This window comes from [Clostridium] ultunense DSM 10521, assembly GCF_000511955.1.
Taxonomy (GTDB): Bacteria; Bacillota; Clostridia; order Tissierellales; family Tepidimicrobiaceae; genus Schnuerera; species Schnuerera ultunensis.
Map to the genome: position 1 here is coordinate 638,588 of NZ_AZSU01000003.1, position 17,312 is coordinate 655,899.

Annotated in this window: 15 protein-coding genes; 1 reads left to right on the forward strand and 14 read right to left on the reverse strand. The window is 29.7% G+C overall.

The features are described 5' to 3' along the window. Window positions 1–16 precede the first annotated feature (16 nt). The 13 genes from CUL_RS17200 to CUL_RS0110395 all read right to left on the reverse strand — a co-directional run bounded on the left by CUL_RS17200 (window position 17) and on the right by CUL_RS0110395 (window position 15,157). On the reverse strand, window positions 17–1,894 hold the full coding sequence (locus CUL_RS17200) for an SNF2-related protein (RefSeq protein ID WP_051403537.1): 1,878 nt from the start codon (window positions 1,892–1,894) through the stop codon (window positions 17–19). An 11-nt stretch (window positions 1,895–1,905) separates the two neighbouring features. Beyond that, window positions 1,906–5,469, reverse strand: a complete 3,564-nt coding sequence (locus tag CUL_RS0110335) for an Eco57I restriction-modification methylase domain-containing protein (protein WP_025641544.1) — start codon at window positions 5,467–5,469, stop codon at window positions 1,906–1,908. A 74-nt stretch (window positions 5,470–5,543) separates the two neighbouring features. After that, window positions 5,544–6,533: a hypothetical protein gene (locus tag CUL_RS0110340; protein ID WP_025641545.1), complete on the reverse strand. Its 990-nt coding sequence runs from the start codon at window positions 6,531–6,533 to the stop codon at window positions 5,544–5,546. Between the two features lie 70 nt (window positions 6,534–6,603). Next, window positions 6,604–6,741 (reverse strand): hypothetical protein, encoded by a 138-nt coding sequence (locus tag CUL_RS18915; RefSeq protein ID WP_157752645.1) that lies wholly within the window; start codon window positions 6,739–6,741, stop codon window positions 6,604–6,606. A 330-nt stretch (window positions 6,742–7,071) separates the two neighbouring features. Then, window positions 7,072–7,593 carry a hypothetical protein gene (locus tag CUL_RS0110355; protein WP_005584640.1) on the reverse strand — a complete coding sequence of 174 codons (522 nt, stop codon included), beginning with the start codon at window positions 7,591–7,593 and terminating at the stop codon, window positions 7,072–7,074. Window positions 7,594–7,626: 33 nt separating this feature from the next. Next, complete coding sequence (locus CUL_RS0110360; protein ID WP_005584641.1) at window positions 7,627–8,028, reverse strand: hypothetical protein; 402 nt, start codon at window positions 8,026–8,028, stop codon at window positions 7,627–7,629. Window positions 8,029–8,077: 49 nt separating this feature from the next. After that, a complete protein-coding gene (locus CUL_RS0110365) occupies window positions 8,078–8,698 on the reverse strand; it encodes a hypothetical protein (protein ID WP_005584642.1) in 621 nt (206 codons plus the stop codon). A 147-nt stretch (window positions 8,699–8,845) separates the two neighbouring features. Next, window positions 8,846–8,995 (reverse strand): hypothetical protein, encoded by a 150-nt coding sequence (locus CUL_RS18920; protein WP_005584643.1) that lies wholly within the window; start codon window positions 8,993–8,995, stop codon window positions 8,846–8,848. Window positions 8,996–9,021: 26 nt separating this feature from the next. Then, window positions 9,022–10,068 (reverse strand): 5-methylcytosine-specific restriction endonuclease system specificity protein McrC, encoded by a 1,047-nt coding sequence (gene mcrC / locus CUL_RS0110375; protein WP_005584644.1) that lies wholly within the window; start codon window positions 10,066–10,068, stop codon window positions 9,022–9,024. A 1-nt stretch (window position 10,069) separates the two neighbouring features. Then, window positions 10,070–12,427 (reverse strand): AAA family ATPase, encoded by a 2,358-nt coding sequence (locus CUL_RS19490; RefSeq protein ID WP_005584645.1) that lies wholly within the window; start codon window positions 12,425–12,427, stop codon window positions 10,070–10,072. 636 nt (window positions 12,428–13,063) lie between these two features. Continuing rightward, window positions 13,064–13,813, reverse strand: coding sequence for a peptidylprolyl isomerase (locus tag CUL_RS0110385; protein WP_025641558.1), 750 nt, complete (start codon window positions 13,811–13,813; stop codon window positions 13,064–13,066). A gap of 198 nt (window positions 13,814–14,011) precedes the next feature. After that, window positions 14,012–14,770 (reverse strand): ImmA/IrrE family metallo-endopeptidase, encoded by a 759-nt coding sequence (locus CUL_RS0110390; RefSeq protein WP_025641560.1) that lies wholly within the window; start codon window positions 14,768–14,770, stop codon window positions 14,012–14,014. A 30-nt stretch (window positions 14,771–14,800) separates the two neighbouring features. After that, window positions 14,801–15,157 (reverse strand): helix-turn-helix domain-containing protein, encoded by a 357-nt coding sequence (locus tag CUL_RS0110395; protein ID WP_005584648.1) that lies wholly within the window; start codon window positions 15,155–15,157, stop codon window positions 14,801–14,803. 147 nt (window positions 15,158–15,304) lie between these two features. Between CUL_RS0110395 and CUL_RS0110400 the strand changes: the two genes are divergently transcribed. Further along, window positions 15,305–16,171, forward strand: coding sequence for a DUF4438 domain-containing protein (locus CUL_RS0110400; protein ID WP_005584649.1), 867 nt, complete (start codon window positions 15,305–15,307; stop codon window positions 16,169–16,171). Window positions 16,172–16,222: 51 nt separating this feature from the next. Here CUL_RS0110400 and CUL_RS17210 read toward each other — a convergent pair. Next, window positions 16,223–17,312 (reverse strand): CD0519/CD1768 family membrane protein (locus tag CUL_RS17210; RefSeq protein ID WP_035143061.1); only part of this gene is annotated, 1,090 nt, incomplete at its 5' end.

The window sequence follows — 17,312 nt, forward strand, 5'->3', positions numbered from 1 at the left end:
AAAATAATTTACTTTTTTATTTACTTAACTCCCCATTTAATTTATTGATTAAAACTTGCAATTTCACATCCTTATTTATATCAATTTTTTTAACCTCAGCTAACATATACTCAAAATCTTCATAATCACTTTGTATATTATTTATTAATTCATTAATATCGCCATCATATTCATCAATATCTATTGTTTCATCTATGTCAATATCAGTATCTTGCCCTATATTTTCCATAGCATATTTTTTACAGATCAAATATCCTTTATCTATGCTATTTAAAAGAAGTTCGCAATATTTTATCTGCTTTTCAATAGATATTCTAAAGGCTTCAACAGAACTTTCCAATCTCTTTAAGAAAGTTTTCCTTACTAATCCAATAATTAAAGAAATTTGCTGAGAAGTAAGTTTTTCTTCACTAATAACTGGTAAATATAAGTTTTCTAATCTATCTGCTATATTATCGTAAATATCTTCTCCATATACACTGCTGATAGAATAATTTACAGTCTTAATATGTCTTTTAGGGAATTTAAGTGTATTACCGTTTACTATTAATTCACCATCTCGTCCATATTTTTTCTTAATGAAATTCCTACTTCTTTTAATCATAATTTCGCTTAATATATTATCCACATGGTCTTTTTCATTAGGATAATTGTTAAATACATCTCTTACGCTAGCTATACCATATTTATCTTTAAATTCATCTTCTTTAATAAATAAAGTCATTATATTATATAAATCAAATATTGAATTGTTAACAGGAGTCGCTGTTAACTGAACTACTTTTTTTCCCATAGTATGTTTAACTAATTCTCGAAATCTATTAGCGTTTTCATTTCTAAAATTATGAGCTTCGTCAATGATAATTACGTCAACATCTTTTGTAACCTTATCGCTCAATCCATGCATTCCTATGCTTTCTTGACTAATAATCCTTATATCTACGTCTATTTCTTTAGTTTCATTTGCCCACATGTTTTTTAATGAGGCGGGACAAATAATCAATACACTTTTATCTAAGTCAGCAAAGTACTGTAATAGACCTTTAGCTATATATGTTTTCCCTAATCCTACATTATCAGCAATTATTACACCATCATAGTTACTTAATATAGCAATAGCTCTATATACTGCAAATTCTTGAAACCCTGCTAGTTCATCTAAATTTAGTTTACTCAAAATTTCATATATTTCATCATTTTTATATAGCTCATATAGTGACTTTAATATAATATCAAATGGAGTGTATTCTAACTTTTTAAACTTAAAATTATTATCTATTATATTTAATAACTCTATATTAAAATCTTCAGATTCATCCCAAATATTATTAAACCATTTTTTTACTTCATTAACAGCTGAAGGTTGTCTCAAAACTGCATTTAATTCAGTATTATTGCCACCTTGACTTCCTGCTCCTAATCCTCTTCGAGTAAAATTACTAGAGCCTATTATCGCATAACTATCTTTAATAGTGCCATCATCATATTCAACATCAAATATATATGCTTTTGAATGAAATTTTTCCTTAGTATATATTTTTACATTAATATTACCTTTTTGTATTAATTGAGATAATGTATTTATCCCTTCTCTTGCATCATCAGTGGTATATTCTATAGATTCTGTAATTTTATTAACTATTTTATTTTTTATTTCCTCTTGCCTGTACTCATATCCCTCCTGTATTGTCATAGCTGTTATCTCATCAGTCTCAACACCTATTATTATATCAATATTAGAATTTGGCTTAATATTTTCTCTAATTATTTCGAAACCACTCAAATAAAAATATCCTGCAGCAATCTTAGCATCTGTAGTATTTTTAATTAAAATATTTATGACATCTTTCAAAAGCACTTCCCTATTATCAATAATTTCAGGTATAGTAGTCAAACTAACACCCCCTATTCTACTTTTATATCATAGAGATCATATACAAACTTATCAATTTTATACTGAATTTTGTTTAGTTTTTCTTCCGCTTTCACTTCAGAAATATGTTCGGAAAACTGTAATTTTTTTATTTCAATAGCTTTATCAACTAAATTATTAATAAATGCCAATTGCTTTTTATTAGGAATAATGATCGGAACTTTTCTTGCATCATTAATTTGAAAATGGGAAGTTCCATTTAAAAAATCTTGAACTAACTCACTCATAAATTTAGAATTAATTAACGCCACTATATATTTTTCAGTTATCTTATCTTTGTCTATCATGCTAAATAAACTCATACTAAGTACATCATATACACTTTTATTTTTAACTCGAGATTTTAAATAAATTGAATTTACGTCGGTCCAACAAAATCCTTCTCTAAAGTAGTAGTCTTTATTTCTGACAACTGGCATACCACCTCCACTTTTACCAGAGTTGCTAACTAAAAACTTTACAGACTCTTTACTCCAATTTAAATAATACGGAGTCTCTAAGTACCATCTATTACCATCCCTATCTCCCTTATCATAGGGAACATATACCCTTTTGTTATCATCAACCCCATTTTCTATTTCCTCTTTAGAAAGTTTAGATACATCAGCTATTTCTTCCTGCGATATTATTCTAAATATAAAACCTCTTCCAAATATATTTCTATCGAACTTTTCTTTACATTTATCGAATAAATGTCTTATTTCATTTTCTCCAATAGTATTAAACAATCTTTCAACATCGTTTTTTGTTTCTATATTTCTATATTTAGAGTCCCATTTAGAAACTTCTTGTTTTCTTTCTTCATCTTTTATTATGGAATTGTAGAATTTCTCTATTCTTTGAGTTTTAGTACTATTTGCAAGTTTTGTTCCTTCAATTATTCCTAATAGTTTTCCATTGTCACCTGTTTGAAGCCCTACTCCTCCTTCTGTTATTAATCCTAAGAGAGTTATATCTCCAGGTTTAAGGCTTTTTCTATATATATCAAGTTCTTCTGCATTTTGTTTTATCTTTCTACTATTGTCAATTTTATCCCACCATTTGTTATACAATCTTTTTACTTTTGGAATATGTTTTTCATAAATTTGCATATTAATATTATCTGGTTTAAAAAACACTTTCATCAGATTGTTTCTATATAATTTAATGTTTGGATTATATCTGTTAATGTTATTGGAACTTTTTAAATCTAAAAAATCATTTACTGTCCCATTTGATGCATCAATAAATTTAAAGCTGTAATCTATGCTCTTCTTGCCCTGATTTTTTACTATAAATATAACAGTATCTACTAATGCATCAAAGGCTTTAGGGGTAATTATTAATTCTTTCAAATATTTATCCTGTAACAATTCTCTTAAGTTTAATTTGGTCTGAATAGTTAAGAAAGTATCAGAAGTAATATAAGCTAACACCCCCTTATCTTTTAATATAGACATACCTCTAATCAAAAAGTAATTATATAAATCATCCCTATAACCATAGCTATCATGAAGGACATCTTTATAATGTAATTTGTTTACATCTTTCGAATTTACATAAGGTGGATTACCTACTACAATGTCAAAACCTTTCTCTTGGTATGATTTGTCAACAAAAATTTCTGGAAAACTTAATGACCAAGAACAATATTTTTCCTTATTTTTTACTATTTTAGTTACCTGTTCATCAGTTTTATATTTATTTGTATCCTGTAATATTCTTTTTATAATACTAAATTCTGCTTCAAATATTTTTTTCTCAATTTCTTTTTTGTTTGTAGTAGCGTTAAAGTACGCTTGCCTATTGGAAACAATTATACTAAATTCATCCTGAAATTGACTTGGAAACATTGTAGTTTGTTGTATATTTTTAATGTTAGCTACATTTTCATCAAAATCTACTCCCTCAAATTGAGATATTAAGCTATTCCCCTGAATTATTTTATAATTAAAATTAGGAAGTGGCTTTATATCTTCTATAGATTTAGCTTCATATTCAACTGTTAAAGATAGCCATAATCTTAAATGGGCAATTTCTATTGCTTCCTCTTGGATATCTACACCATAAAGATTCTTTTCTATAATATTCTTTTTTGTTTCATAGAGATTAATGTTTCTATTGAAAGCATAATAATTTAATTTTTTCTTTATTATCAATATTAATTGTAGCATTCCAAGAATAAAAGCGCCGGACCCAACAGCTGGATCGCAAATTTTTACTTCATCTAAAAGATTTAATATTTCTTTTGCCTCTAGTTTGTTAACTCTATACTTACTGCCATCAGATGTTTCGAAAGTTTTATAATCTCTTTCAATTTTTGCTATTCTATTTTGAGAATATAAATTTTCATCCTCTATATTATCTATCAAGTATATAATTTTTTCTGGTGTTGTTAACTGTATATTGTCTAGTAGATATTCTTTTAAACTTTGTTTACACATATAGTTGATTATTGGTCTTGGAGTATAAAAGCTTCCTGTTTCCTTTCTTTCTTCTAGATTGATCATATTTTCAAAAATTCTTCCTAAAAGTTCTGGATCTACAGCTACATCAGCATCATGTCCTAAATCTTCTCTAACAGTAAAGTTGTATTTGTTTAATAAGTTATCAAAAAGCTTTTTAAAAACCACATTATCAATCTTAATATCAGTCCCTATCTCATACTTTTCATGTCTTTCAAATAATTGCCCATTTAAATATGGGATACCATGAAATTGAAGATCACACTCCAAGTCTGTTTGACTTTCAAAATTTTCATATAGTTTTCTAGCCTTTTCACTTCGATTTTCTATAAATCCTTTATCTAAAGGTGTGTTTAAGCATTCAAAGAACAACGGTTTTAAAACTTCATCATAGTAATTTAATTTTGGATTATGCCTTTCACAAAATAGAAATCTATCGTATAGATAGTCCTTTTTACCATTTAACCATCCTTTTTTCTGGATAAAGTATAGAAAAATCATTCTATTAATTAAAAGTATTGCATAGCTTCTTCTATCATCCTTTTTATCTAATCCTTTAATACTTTTCTCAAAATTATCTATCTCATTTTTAAACTCTTCGAAAAAATCTTTAGTAACTTTTTCAATACTAAAAGCTTTTCTATATTCTATTTCAATATCTAAATCATCTGTTATACGTTTGTTTTGTAAGGACAACCCATTGATTATGTCATAGTCGGTTTTAGTAAAATTGCGTTCTTCAATATTTAATCTTCTTATTTTTAAATTTTCACTATTTTCCTTATGATAATGCAGTAAAGTATAGTTCCTATAATCTTTATCTACAAAAATTAATAAGTTATATTCAAAAGGATTGGCATTATATAATCTATTTGCAACCCTATTCATTAGTTTAGTTTCAATATCATATACCTCAAATAACCAAACTTTAAATCCTTTGGTGTCACTAATTAAATGCATAGATTTTATTTCGTGAATATTACCTATATCCATTTTATATTTTTCGTAATTAAAATAAGCATTATCCTCATATCCTAGTTTTTCGGAAAAATACTTAGCCACATCTTCCTTGCATTCTATTTGTATTGTCAAATTATCCGCCTCCCAATTTTTATTCTTATATTTCTAAATAAAATAATTCAATACAATAAATAATATTTGTATAGCTATAAAGATAACATATCATCCAAAAATGATAGTTGGCCAGTTGCTTCCTGTTCTATTAATAGTGGTCTATTATAGTAATAATTGTCTTTTCGCTTTTTCTGATATTCTAAGCTATTTTCATCTAGTCCTATTAAATCATGTTTAGGAAAAAACTGTATAGATTGTCTCTTGTAATAATTATACTTGCTGTTTTTATTAAATGGATTTTTTACAATCCTTTCTATTATATCAAATGATTTTATAGCAAGATTAAGTTTATTTTCATTGATTGAGTTTTTATGTAGACAGTTTACATAACAACCTAAGATAATATCTATGAATTGAATAAAATGTGAATGGTACGGATGACCTGTTGCTTTTCTATGATCAGAATCTATGAAACTTATCGTAGTATTTTGAAATTTTATATTATCATATTCTCTTTCCGTCTTATAAATTGGATGCCAAGGAAAAAATTGATGTTCCTCACTATTACCTTTATCATGATATATATTCTTTACAATTATATTTTTATCTTTTCCAAAATACCAATTTAATGAAGATTGTAACGCAGCCCTAAAAAACCTATTATAAATAGTAGTATTCCTATCCTGCTGTTCTTTTGGTCCAAAATTTTGCTTGTCCAACTTATTAGTATCAATACCTAATATATAATAATAAATTAAATTCTTATCGTTTAACCAATAATCAACCCATCTACTAGCGATTTTATATTTAATAGTACTACCAACTTTGTTATAATGGATTTCAGTATCGTTTCTTTCATGATATTTGCAGTTTTTCTGGCAACTTTCCCAATTTTGATTACTATCCGATAAACATCTTAAATTGTTAATATCTGTAAACAATTCAGTTGATATATAATCTGGCACTATAAGTATTCCTATGTATGTCCAACTTTGAATCTCGCCAGTGCTTTTAATTTCTAACCTGCAATCTTTAACTTCATCGCAATATAAATCTAAATATAAATTTTCTTTTTTGTTCATAAAATCACCTTAATTAAATACTTCGTATGATTATCTTACCACAATTTTACACGATCCCAAAGGTTTATCATTATTTTTTATCCTCCATCTTCCTTAATTCCCTCTCATTCATCTCCATCAAAGGCTTTATTAACTTCCTATACCTTTCCTTATGGAATCTTCCCAGTTCTTCTTCCGTCATATCCTTTATTGCTTCTTCATAGGTCACAGTTTTTATCTTATTATCTCACATGCCCTTCCCTCCAAATTTCCATATTATATTATAATATTCTACAAATCTTTAATTTCTCCTTCCACAATTCCCTATTTAAACAACTTTTTCAAAACTTTAAAAATATGAAAAGTAGTCCTATTATATGCCTTATTGCAGACATACTTTTTATGATTTTTTACCCAGCCATATCCTCTTGGCATTTTAAAACCTCCCCTGTGGACAATTTGTCTTTTGACACTGGTTTTGGCACCTATTCTCTTTTTTATACTTGGTTTTCTCATTCCAAATTTATTGAAGACATCCCCTCGGATGTCTTCAATAAATTTAGTTATTATCCCCTTCCCACCAGGTGGCTTCTTCTAGTTTGAAATCATAGTCTATATAAAGACTATTTCCATCTTCTGTTCTTGCAGTTATTTCTAAACCTAGTATTTCATAATCATCTGGATCTTGAGTTTCGGGTCCAAAGGATTCAAATTTAGGTGATGTTTCCCCTGGCATAACTGTATCATAAGTACTTAGATATGTTGTGTCGTTTTTATCTTTTAGCAAAACTTTAGCTGAATAACTTGTAATGGGGTATTTTGAATTATTAGTAAAAGTTGCTTCCATATATACATTCCCAATGCTGTCTGGTTCCAATATTGTTATATCCATCATAATATCATCAGGATGAATGGGTATCTCCTCAGTAGTTTCTTCAGCGGATACATCTTCATTTCCTCCTGATTCATTGCTTACCTTCTCTTTGGCTATAGTCTCGGGTACGTCTTCTATTTTCCCACTTTTACATCCTACTAAGGTTATAGATATAATTAACACCAGTATTAATATTATTCTTTTCACATAATCTCCCCCTTAAATAAATCACGCCAATGTCTATATTTTATTTTCTACATTCTTAACTTGAATTACCTTATATTGTATAATTCCTACAGTTAACATTATAGATGCTATAATAAAAAGATATAGGCCAGTTCCTGCTGCATTTACTGTAGTGCCCATTAAATCTACACTTTTTGAACTAAGGAATGCTATGCTACCAATTACTGAAAGTGTGCTGCATATTAATCCTATTAATTTGTTTAATTTAGTCCCTTTCAACAACTTATATACTGGATATATATATAGTACTAAGAACAAATATCCTTGTTGTTGAAAGCCTGATGCTCTTACTATGCCAGCATCAACCCAGCTCATGAATAATGATAATATTGCCAAAAGGGCTGAAATAAATATTAACTTTCCTCCAAAATTCCATTCCTTAAATTTAATGCTCATTTTTTCCTCCTTTCTATTGTTTTCATGGAAACTTACATATTTTATAGATCTAATCCTCTAATGCATCTGGATATACTACTGAGTTGATTTCAACTCCAGTATCTACATCCTTAATTATTACTTCTGTATAGAACTCTTCTCCTGCATATACTTGATATGTACCTACTAAAATTCCTACGAATAGAGGAGTTAAATCAAAAGCATCTTCATAAGCTTCTCTGTCTACAGATAACATCACTTGTTTAAAATCTTTGTTATATTCTACTTCCTTAATATAAGGTGTGTCCTCTGATTCAATTAGTCCAGATAATGATGCTATTACTTCTTCTTTCATTTCACTGACTATTTCTTCATGCTTTTTCTTTGTCATAGTTAATGTTAATGATCCATCTTCATTGATTTTTGCTGCCTTTATCCCTTCGTTTTCTGCGATATATTCTTCTTCGTTGAAATCACTAACATCTTCAATAAGGGTTGATGGTAGTGTTATATCTACACTTAACAAAGATTTATCTACCGTTATACCTTCTGCTGACTCTTCTTCATCGCTTTCCAATACTGTTTCATCCTTATCAGCTTTTTCTACCTCTTCTTTTTTACTTCCACATCCTACTAAGGTTAAATTCATAACCAAAACCAGAATTAATAAAAATACAATTTCTTTTCTCATTGTATCGCCCCCTTGTAATATTATATTACAATCTTAATTGATATTTGTCAATACTTTTGCTCTTATAGTAATGTGTTGTTACATATAATCAAATAATAAAAGCCCAAGATCAAGGTCTTAGGCTTTAATTTTTTTATATTATTAATATTATATATATCCTAGTTCTTCAGGTTTTAGTCCGATGAACTCCAAAGTCTCTTTCATCTCCTCATAGGAAATTTTACTATTTTCATAATTGGCTTTTACATACATTATATATTCTTTAGGAGTGTAGTAAATTTTTGATAGGATTATCAAATCTATATCATATCCTTCCTTACCTATTAAGCTATATTATTCTCCCTATCATATAATATATGGCCTATACTTAACAATCTTCTTTTTATCTTATCAAAGTCTTCTCCTAAATTTATGGTTTTTACGTATATATCATTACCGGACATTCTGTATTTTTGATTTAAATCATAGTCAACTGTTGGGTACAATAACATACCACTTACCTTTCCTTCATATTCTGCATTTTTAACATAGGCAAATATTTGGTATAGGTTGCTAGATATTAGTGTTTTAGTTTTTGAAAAATTACTCTTGGATAAAGCATTAGCATAGTATTTTGTATCTATTATTAGTTTCTTATCCTTTCCTTCTAATTCTATATCAGTTTTCATTACTGGAAGTAAATTATCCCTTGGAGTTTCGTCTAATTGCCAGTTAATTAGAGGCGATGATGTTTTTATATCCTTTAACTCATATTTATAAAAGTTCAATATGAATTTTTCGTATAATTTTGCCATAGCTCTATCCTTGATAAAAGCACGAAACCTGCTACTGCCCTTTTCTTCCTTTACTATGAGTCCAGTATTAATAAGTTGGCATATATTAATTATTAACCTGTATTTTTTATTATTTCTATTATAAGCTATACGGCTCCAATGGATGCTATTCAAATCTATACTATCTATATTGGTAAAATTCCTTAGCAACATTTTAAAAGTTGTTCTGTACTTTTTATTGACTCTTGGACAAATTAGAAGAATTTCCATTGTAGATTTAATTATCCGATTCATAATGATATTGTCTGAAAACTCATCATAATCACATATTACTTGCTTTCTTATTAATGCTTGCTCTTTAAGGGTATTGTTTAAATCTATTTTTCCTCTAACAATAGGCAAACTTTCCTTTTGATCAATATATCCCCTTGCAAATCCGCTTTTTATTAGTTTGGTTACTTCTTGTATTAATATAGAAGAAAGAAGATGGTATATATTATCAAAAGCTTCCCTATCCAAAAGAGATTCATCTTCTTGCTTAAGAATATTTTCCCAGGCATAGCAAAGCATGTAATAAACATTTCTTATAGGAATCATATTACCACTCCAATAGCTCTGTCTTCCACTCTATTACCTTGTCAAAATCATCGAACCAGTATTCAGATAATAGTGGTACTATTTCATATTTTATAATATTATTGTAGTCCTCTTCTGTTATAGTTTCTTTTCCCATACAAAAATAACTGTGGCCTATACGAAATCCTCTACCTAGGGATATATCATTTTCAATAGCTTTATTTAATCTATTTATTTTATCTATTATGATATTGGACAAATCTCCACCTTTGCTTTCTAAATATCCTTTGAAATTCAAATTATCAAAAGCAGGTTCCATATCTATAAAACAAAATCTCCTTCTCAATGCATAGTCAATCATCGCCAAACTTCTATCTGCTGTATTCATAGTCCCTATGATATATACATTTTTAGGAATATAAAATCTATTTTCTGTATATGTTAAGGGAATGGCATAATCACTTCCCCTTTTGTCCGATTCAATTAACATCATAAGCTCTCCAAATATTTTGCTTATATTTCCCCTATTTATTTCATCTATGATAAAATAATAGCTTCTGAGGGGATCGTTTAATGCTCGCTTGCAGAATTGATAAAATATTCCATACTTTAATTTAAAGCCCTCTTCAACTGGTCTATAACCCATGATAAAATCCTCATAGGAATAGCTTTGATGGAATTGTACCATTTCTATTCTTGAATCATCCTTTTCACCCATGATAGAATAAGCTATTCTCTTTGCAACAAAGGTCTTACCAACTCCTGGAGGTCCTTGAAGAATAATATTCTTTTTATATTCTAATAGATTAACTATGTTTTCGCATTTGTCTTCCTCTATGAATACCTCTTCTAAAAAGTCTTCCTTTGTATAGGTTTCATTGATCTTGGCTTCTGTAGTAGGGTTTTGTTCCCTAATTATATCCATTATTATTTCATACTCTTCTTTCATTAATTTAAAAAGACTCCCTTGGGGATTTTGAAAAAACTCCATATTCTTAAGTTCTTCTATGGAATTTAAACAACTATATTCTATTGGTTCTATCAGGTTTTCATCTTTTTTAATCCAGATTCTTTCTCCATCGTGTTCCTTAGAGATATGTCCAATAGCAACTATTGCCTTTACCGGTGCAGTTTCATAGCCTATTACAATATCGCCCTTTTTTACGTCTTCAAAGTTTTTATATATCCTTCTCTTATTTCCTCTTTCGTTTCTAGATGTATAGCTAATAGTTCCTCCTAATTCAATATCATTATAACTCCATATTTTAGGATTTGCATTAAGCCACCAATAATTAATATTGTTAACCATATTTTCCGTTTCCTTTTTTATTTCATAAGGTTTTTCTTCTTTTATTTCATCATACTTTTCTTCTTCCAATTTCTCCACTTCCCAAAACTTTGCATCCAGTGCCCTATAGTTTTTAAATTTACATTTTTCATCACGAAAGTTCTTAATTTTTCTAGAATTTTCAATATAGGTTGTAAGTTGATTAGGTTTATTGAGAATTACCCCTTGACTTTCTAATAAAACAGCTGTTTTTATCATAGCATTATTAATTATTGGGAATACATTTGGTTTAAGGCAATGAAGAACTATAGATGCAGAGGCTGCTTGCATACCTTTTATTCCATTCTTTAATGTTTCCTCAGCTATATTAAATATTTCGTAATCATCGTCTAAATCCTTTATCCTAATACACAAAGATATAAATTTTTGAGCATTTTGTTTATCAGATTTTCCTTGGTAAGTATAGAACCCAGTTCCAAACATGCCAATTGACCAAGTATTTTTGTCGCTATTTTCATATTTATGATCCTTGGCTTTTTCAACAACATTATTAAAAATTGATTTCAGCCTAATTTTTTCATCTATAGATAAATTGCTCTCTTCTATTTTTTTCAATCTAAATTCTACTCCGCCTTTCCAGGTTCCTACGGCCATAAAGTAAAGCATGTCTAAATCTGCAATATCTATTCTATGTAAATCTGTTTCTGAAAGGGATTCAACCGTTTCCCTTACCAATTCATAGGAGCCATCATGTTCATCTGGAATCACATCATCCATGTTCATAATATCCTGAAGTATTTTATTATCCTTGAATTCCAAATATAAATTTAGTGCACTTCTTAGTGTTGCCGTTCCATTGTATATATCACCATCTATTGGTATCCTATGTTTTGGAGGGGTACCTGCTCTATATTCTTGTCTGGAATATATAAGCTCTGTCTTAAGGTTTTCGCATTTGTCTTCAGTGTAGATTTGGTCTAAATCACCATAGTATTTCTCTATTCTCAAACAATTTGAAATTCTTGAATTACAAGTTCCTTGATCATATTTTTTTATAGTTTTTAACCATTTATAGAATGAATCCCTATTCATATTATCACTCCATTATTTTGTTTTTCTCCCTTATATATCTTCTCCTTATTTATAAACACCTTATCCATTCCCTGAAATTTTAAAATCTCCTCTAGTTTATTTTGAAAAAAGTTTCTCTGCTCATATTTATATCCAGTTGGGCAAGCTTTTCTACTACTTTTGATTGGCTCAAGCTCCTCTCTTTCCTAATGGATTTTATCTTTTTACCAATCTGGTAGTCCTTGGCATAAAAAACCTCCTTGCAATATTATATCACAAAGGGGATGAGTGAGATAGCCCAGTAGTTAGAGTATATGTAACATTCAATGGATAAGAGGGAAGCTTTATTGTAACCTAACGATACTTTTTAGAAGTATCGGAAGGTCATGGAATAAGATTCGATGAAATGCTAAAACAATTTAAAATAGTGGATTAAACTTTTTGTCATAGCTAGTATATAAAAATCCCAGCCTTTTTTAACTAAGGACTGGGATTTCTGTTGCCTAATATATTATTATTCTCTTTTTTGCTATATTTGCTCCAAATCTTTAGCTTATTATTATTTTTCTTGTCCTTGGTTTTATCACCTTATATGCATTTTGCTCTTAAGGGTATAAATACATACAAGGCAATTTAAGGAATCTTTTTAGCTATTTATTAGAAATAGGTTTCTACTTTAAAATCCTTTTTCAGTTCTTCCGTTTTATCTATATACCTTTCCTGCTGTTTCATTATTATTAACTGCTGATTAATTTGACCTTTAACTTCTTCTAATGGACTAATGGTTGATTCTTTTTTATAATTTAGTTTAATCAAGTGATATCCAAATTGGGTTTTTACAGGTTGACTTATCTTTCCTTCTTCCATGGAAAAAGCTACTTCTTCAAACTCTGGAACCATTCTACCTCTAGTAAATTCACCAAGGTCTCCACCATTAGCTTTTGAAGGACAATTAGAATACTTAGTAGCAGCTTCTTCAAAGGATAGACCCTTGTCTATTTCATCTAGTATTTCATTAGCTTTTTGTTCATCATCAACTAATATGTGGCTAGCTCGAGCAGCTTCTGGCTTTTGAAAATATTGTTTATTTTTGTCATAGAATTGTGTAATCTCTTCTTCTGAAATAGTAATACCTAAAAATAATTTGTTGATTGCATATTGCTTTAATACACCTACTTTAACCCTTTCTAATTCTTTTTTAAAATTTTCCTCTTCATCTAGGTCATTTTTAAGAGCTTCTAGATACAGAAGTTCCTGATTTACCAACTCATTGGCTATTTGGTTTAAACCTTCTGGTGAGTTGAATTGGGCTGCAGTTTGTGGGTCTAATTGATTTAAAAATTGGTATACATCCTGACTTGTTATATCTTTTCCGTTAACTGTAGCTAATACTTTGTTTTCACTCATTTTTAAAATTCTCCTTTTTATTTATTTAGCACCTAATCGACTAATTGAACGTATCATATTGATAATTTGATGTCAAGTTATTAACTCCCATACCTTTTAACCTAGCCTTCCTATTTGATACCATTTAATATATCATTTACCCTTTACATTTTTAATACTTCCTTTAAAACATTGAAAAACTTCTTTTCAGTTTAAAGTCTAAACCAATTTCCCAATGGGATTAATAAATTCTAAAGCTTCCTTCAATTCATCATAGCATATTTTCCCATTTTCATAATTGGCTTTTGCGTACATAATATATTCGTGTGGAATATAATTTTCCTTTGAGGGAACTATTAAATCTATATTATATCCTTCTTCTTTGGTTAAGGACTGAAGTTTATCCTTATTTTCTAGAGAAGAGATTTCAACTAGTTCTGAGTATTTAGCCATTGAACATAGATTGAGTTGAATTAGTCTTTTTAGCATTGCCTTGTAACTTACTTTAAAGTAGTTATGCATTCGAACTACATGTTTAGGTTGGACTTCTTCTTTATCTACATTTATAAATTTATAAAATATCTCCTTTACATAATCTTCAGGCATTAGAAATTCAGCTGCAAAAACATCGGCTTTTGTCTCTTCCTCTTTATATTTTTCCTTGTCTAGAAAGACTTTCTCTCTTTTTAATATATCTTCATTATATATTATATGGTAAAGTTCATGAGCTGCAGTGTATCTTTCATGGCCTAAGGTGAAATTTGTATTTAAATATACTATAAAACGATTTTCAAAATAGGTAATGAATCCAGAAAGTCCTTCTATGTCTAAAGGCTTTCTGATTAAGAAGGCAGTTTCAGAAAGGATATCGAATATATCGGATAACCCTTTTTTAGCAAATTTAATCCTAACTTCTTCTGCTAATTCCTTAATTTTAAGCCTAAATAATTCATGAGGAATATTTATATTATTCTTCAAATTCTTTCATCCTTCCTTAACGACTGTCTATTATTCTTGTTCTCCTTTATAGATCTTCTCATGATCCAAGAATACTTTCACCATATCTTGGAGCTTGGAAATCTCCTCTAGAGTGTTTTGAGAAAAATTTCTTTTTCTAAAAAAAGTAACAATATCCTCCGATTCATCTTCATGGAAAAAATCGCTAATATCCACACCTAATACATCGGATATAGCTTTTAATTCTACTGCAGAGATGGATCTATTATTATTCTCTATTTTACTTAACGTTTCTCTACTCATATTTACATCATGTTCTATAAGTTTTTCTACTACTGCCGACTGACTTAATCTTTTTTCTTCCCTAATGGCTTTTATCTTTTTCCCAATTTCATATCCTTCAGACATAAACAAACCTCCTTGTAATACAATATTACATAAGAGGTTTCAACTTGTCAATGAGGTTGTTGTACTGTTGTTTTCAAAATTGTGGAACAAATAGTATAATGATGATACAATATACTAAATATTATCAATCTTAAGGAGGTATCGTTTATGATTAAAACGAATAAAGACAAGCTAGTTATTCAATCGGTACAGGGTAAAATCTCTAGCCCTGCTGCTGGCAACAATCCCTATAGAATTGATAGGGAAGGTTTAGCTCATATACTTCCAGCAACTGGTGGTATTTGTTACAATGTAAAAATTGGGGACTCTTGTATGAAATGGGTAGGAGATCATATAGAACCTGGTGTTAGTATTAAAAGCGATAATGCTGCAGACAACAACGCATTAGTGCTTCTAGCCTGCATTGGAAATGAAGCTAAAGTAATAACAGGTAATGCAAAGGGTGCTAAAGGTTTTGTAACAGGTATGCATGGTGGAATCGATCATACTTTAATCTACTTTAAAGATAGGGATTTGGAAAATATGGCCATTGGAGACACTATTTTAGTTAAAGCCTATGGACAAGGTCTAGCAATAGAGGGATATGAGGATGTTAAATGTATGAATATAGACCCAAATCTATTTGATAAATTGAATATTAAGGAAACCTCTGATGGAATTATAGAAGTTCCAGTAGTTACTGAAATACCAGCCTATCTAATGGGCTCTGGAGTGGGAAGTACTACTGCCTTCTCTGGTGATTACGATATTATGACTGGAGATAAAAGAGCCAATGAGAAGTTTGGAATAAACGAACTAAAATTTGGTGATCTAGTCCTACTGAAGGATAGTGACAATACTAATGGTAGACAATATTTAGAAGGTTCTGTTTCTATAGGGGTTATAGTACATAGTGATTGTATCAAATCTGGCCACGGTCCAGGGGTTACCGTCATTATGAGTTCTAAAACTTCAAAAATTAAAGGTATAATAGACGATAAAGCTAATATAGGTAATTATCTTGGAATCCTTTAAATAAACCTTCCATATCTAAAATTATTCAATTCAGATATGGAAGGTTGTTTTCTACATAAATAGCATTACTAATTTATAGATCCAATTTGCAGCCATTCCTGCACATATTCCCCCTATGGTATGACTGAATATTGCTTTCCCTGTTAGGTTTCTAAAGTTTAAACCATCCATCATAGCCACATGAGTACTTAAATATCCGCTCCAACACATACACATAGCTGTAAATACTGCCACATCATTACCATGAGCTAATCCAGTACTAACCATAGTTGATGCTATGCCTATAGCTGCACCAGCTGCTCCTAAAGCAGTAATAGGTACAGATATAGCAGCTGCAGAGGTAAATCCAAAAAGAGGAGTGGTTATGAAACTAATCTTTTCTCCAATCCAAGGAAGAAAGTTTACTCCCTCATAAGCAGCCCCTGTATACACTCCAGTTTCCGGGGCACTATTTGATAAAATCATAACAATACTGCATATAATCAATACTCCTGGAATTATTGCAAAACCTACCTTTACTCCAGAAGCTCCCCCTTCTAGAATGGTATCCATTATTCTTTCAGCTATATTGCCTTCTCTAACTTCACGGTACTCTACTATGTCATATTCGTTTCCATGTGATTCTTCGGCTTCAAGTTCCGTTCCATATACTTTTTTAGTATGTAGAAGCATTAAACGGACCGAAACTATACTGCCGATTATTGCACCAATATTACCGATAATTGCTGCTAAGATAAAATTTTCTCCGCTAGGGCTAGTTAGCCCCATCATAAAAATAGTAACGATTAGTCCCATACCAAAGGAGGTACCAATATTAGTTAGTGCTGGTAATTGATATTTTTTGAAATATCTACGAAATCTTCTGTCTTCAGCTAAAGTCAATACTGCTGGATTATCTGATAAATAGGTTGTAAATATACTTATTACACTTGCCCCAGGAAGACCGTAGAGAGGCTTCATCAAAGGAGATAATAATTTATTCGCTAGTGAAATAACCCCAAATTCCGTTAAAATACTAGCTACTGCTCCTGCTATTACTGCTATGGCCATTATTTTAAATACTGTGTTCATGAGTAAATCATAGGCTGTATTTAGTAGAGTGTTTATCGCATTTATTAGCCCCATTTTACTTCCTAAAATG

Bases quoted from the DNA above. Each gene is read 5' to 3' on its own strand.
- CUL_RS0110340 (WP_025641545.1), bottom strand. From the start codon at position 6,533: ATGAACAAAAAAGAAAATTTATATTTAGATTTATATTGCGATGAAGTT.
- mcrC (WP_005584644.1), bottom strand. From the start codon at position 10,068: ATGATTCCTATAAGAAATGTTTATTACATGCTTTGCTATGCCTGGGAA.
- CUL_RS0110365 (WP_005584642.1), bottom strand. From the start codon at position 8,698: ATGAGAAAAGAAATTGTATTTTTATTAATTCTGGTTTTGGTTATGAAT.
- CUL_RS19490 (WP_005584645.1), bottom strand. From the start codon at position 12,427: ATGAATAGGGATTCATTCTATAAATGGTTAAAAACTATAAAAAAATAT.
- CUL_RS0110385 (WP_025641558.1), bottom strand. From the start codon at position 13,813: ATGAGTGAAAACAAAGTATTAGCTACAGTTAACGGAAAAGATATAACA.
- CUL_RS0110400 (WP_005584649.1), top strand. From the start codon at position 15,305: ATGATTAAAACGAATAAAGACAAGCTAGTTATTCAATCGGTACAGGGT.
- CUL_RS0110360 (WP_005584641.1), bottom strand. From the start codon at position 8,028: ATGAGCATTAAATTTAAGGAATGGAATTTTGGAGGAAAGTTAATATTT.
- CUL_RS0110395 (WP_005584648.1), bottom strand. From the start codon at position 15,157: ATGTCTGAAGGATATGAAATTGGGAAAAAGATAAAAGCCATTAGGGAA.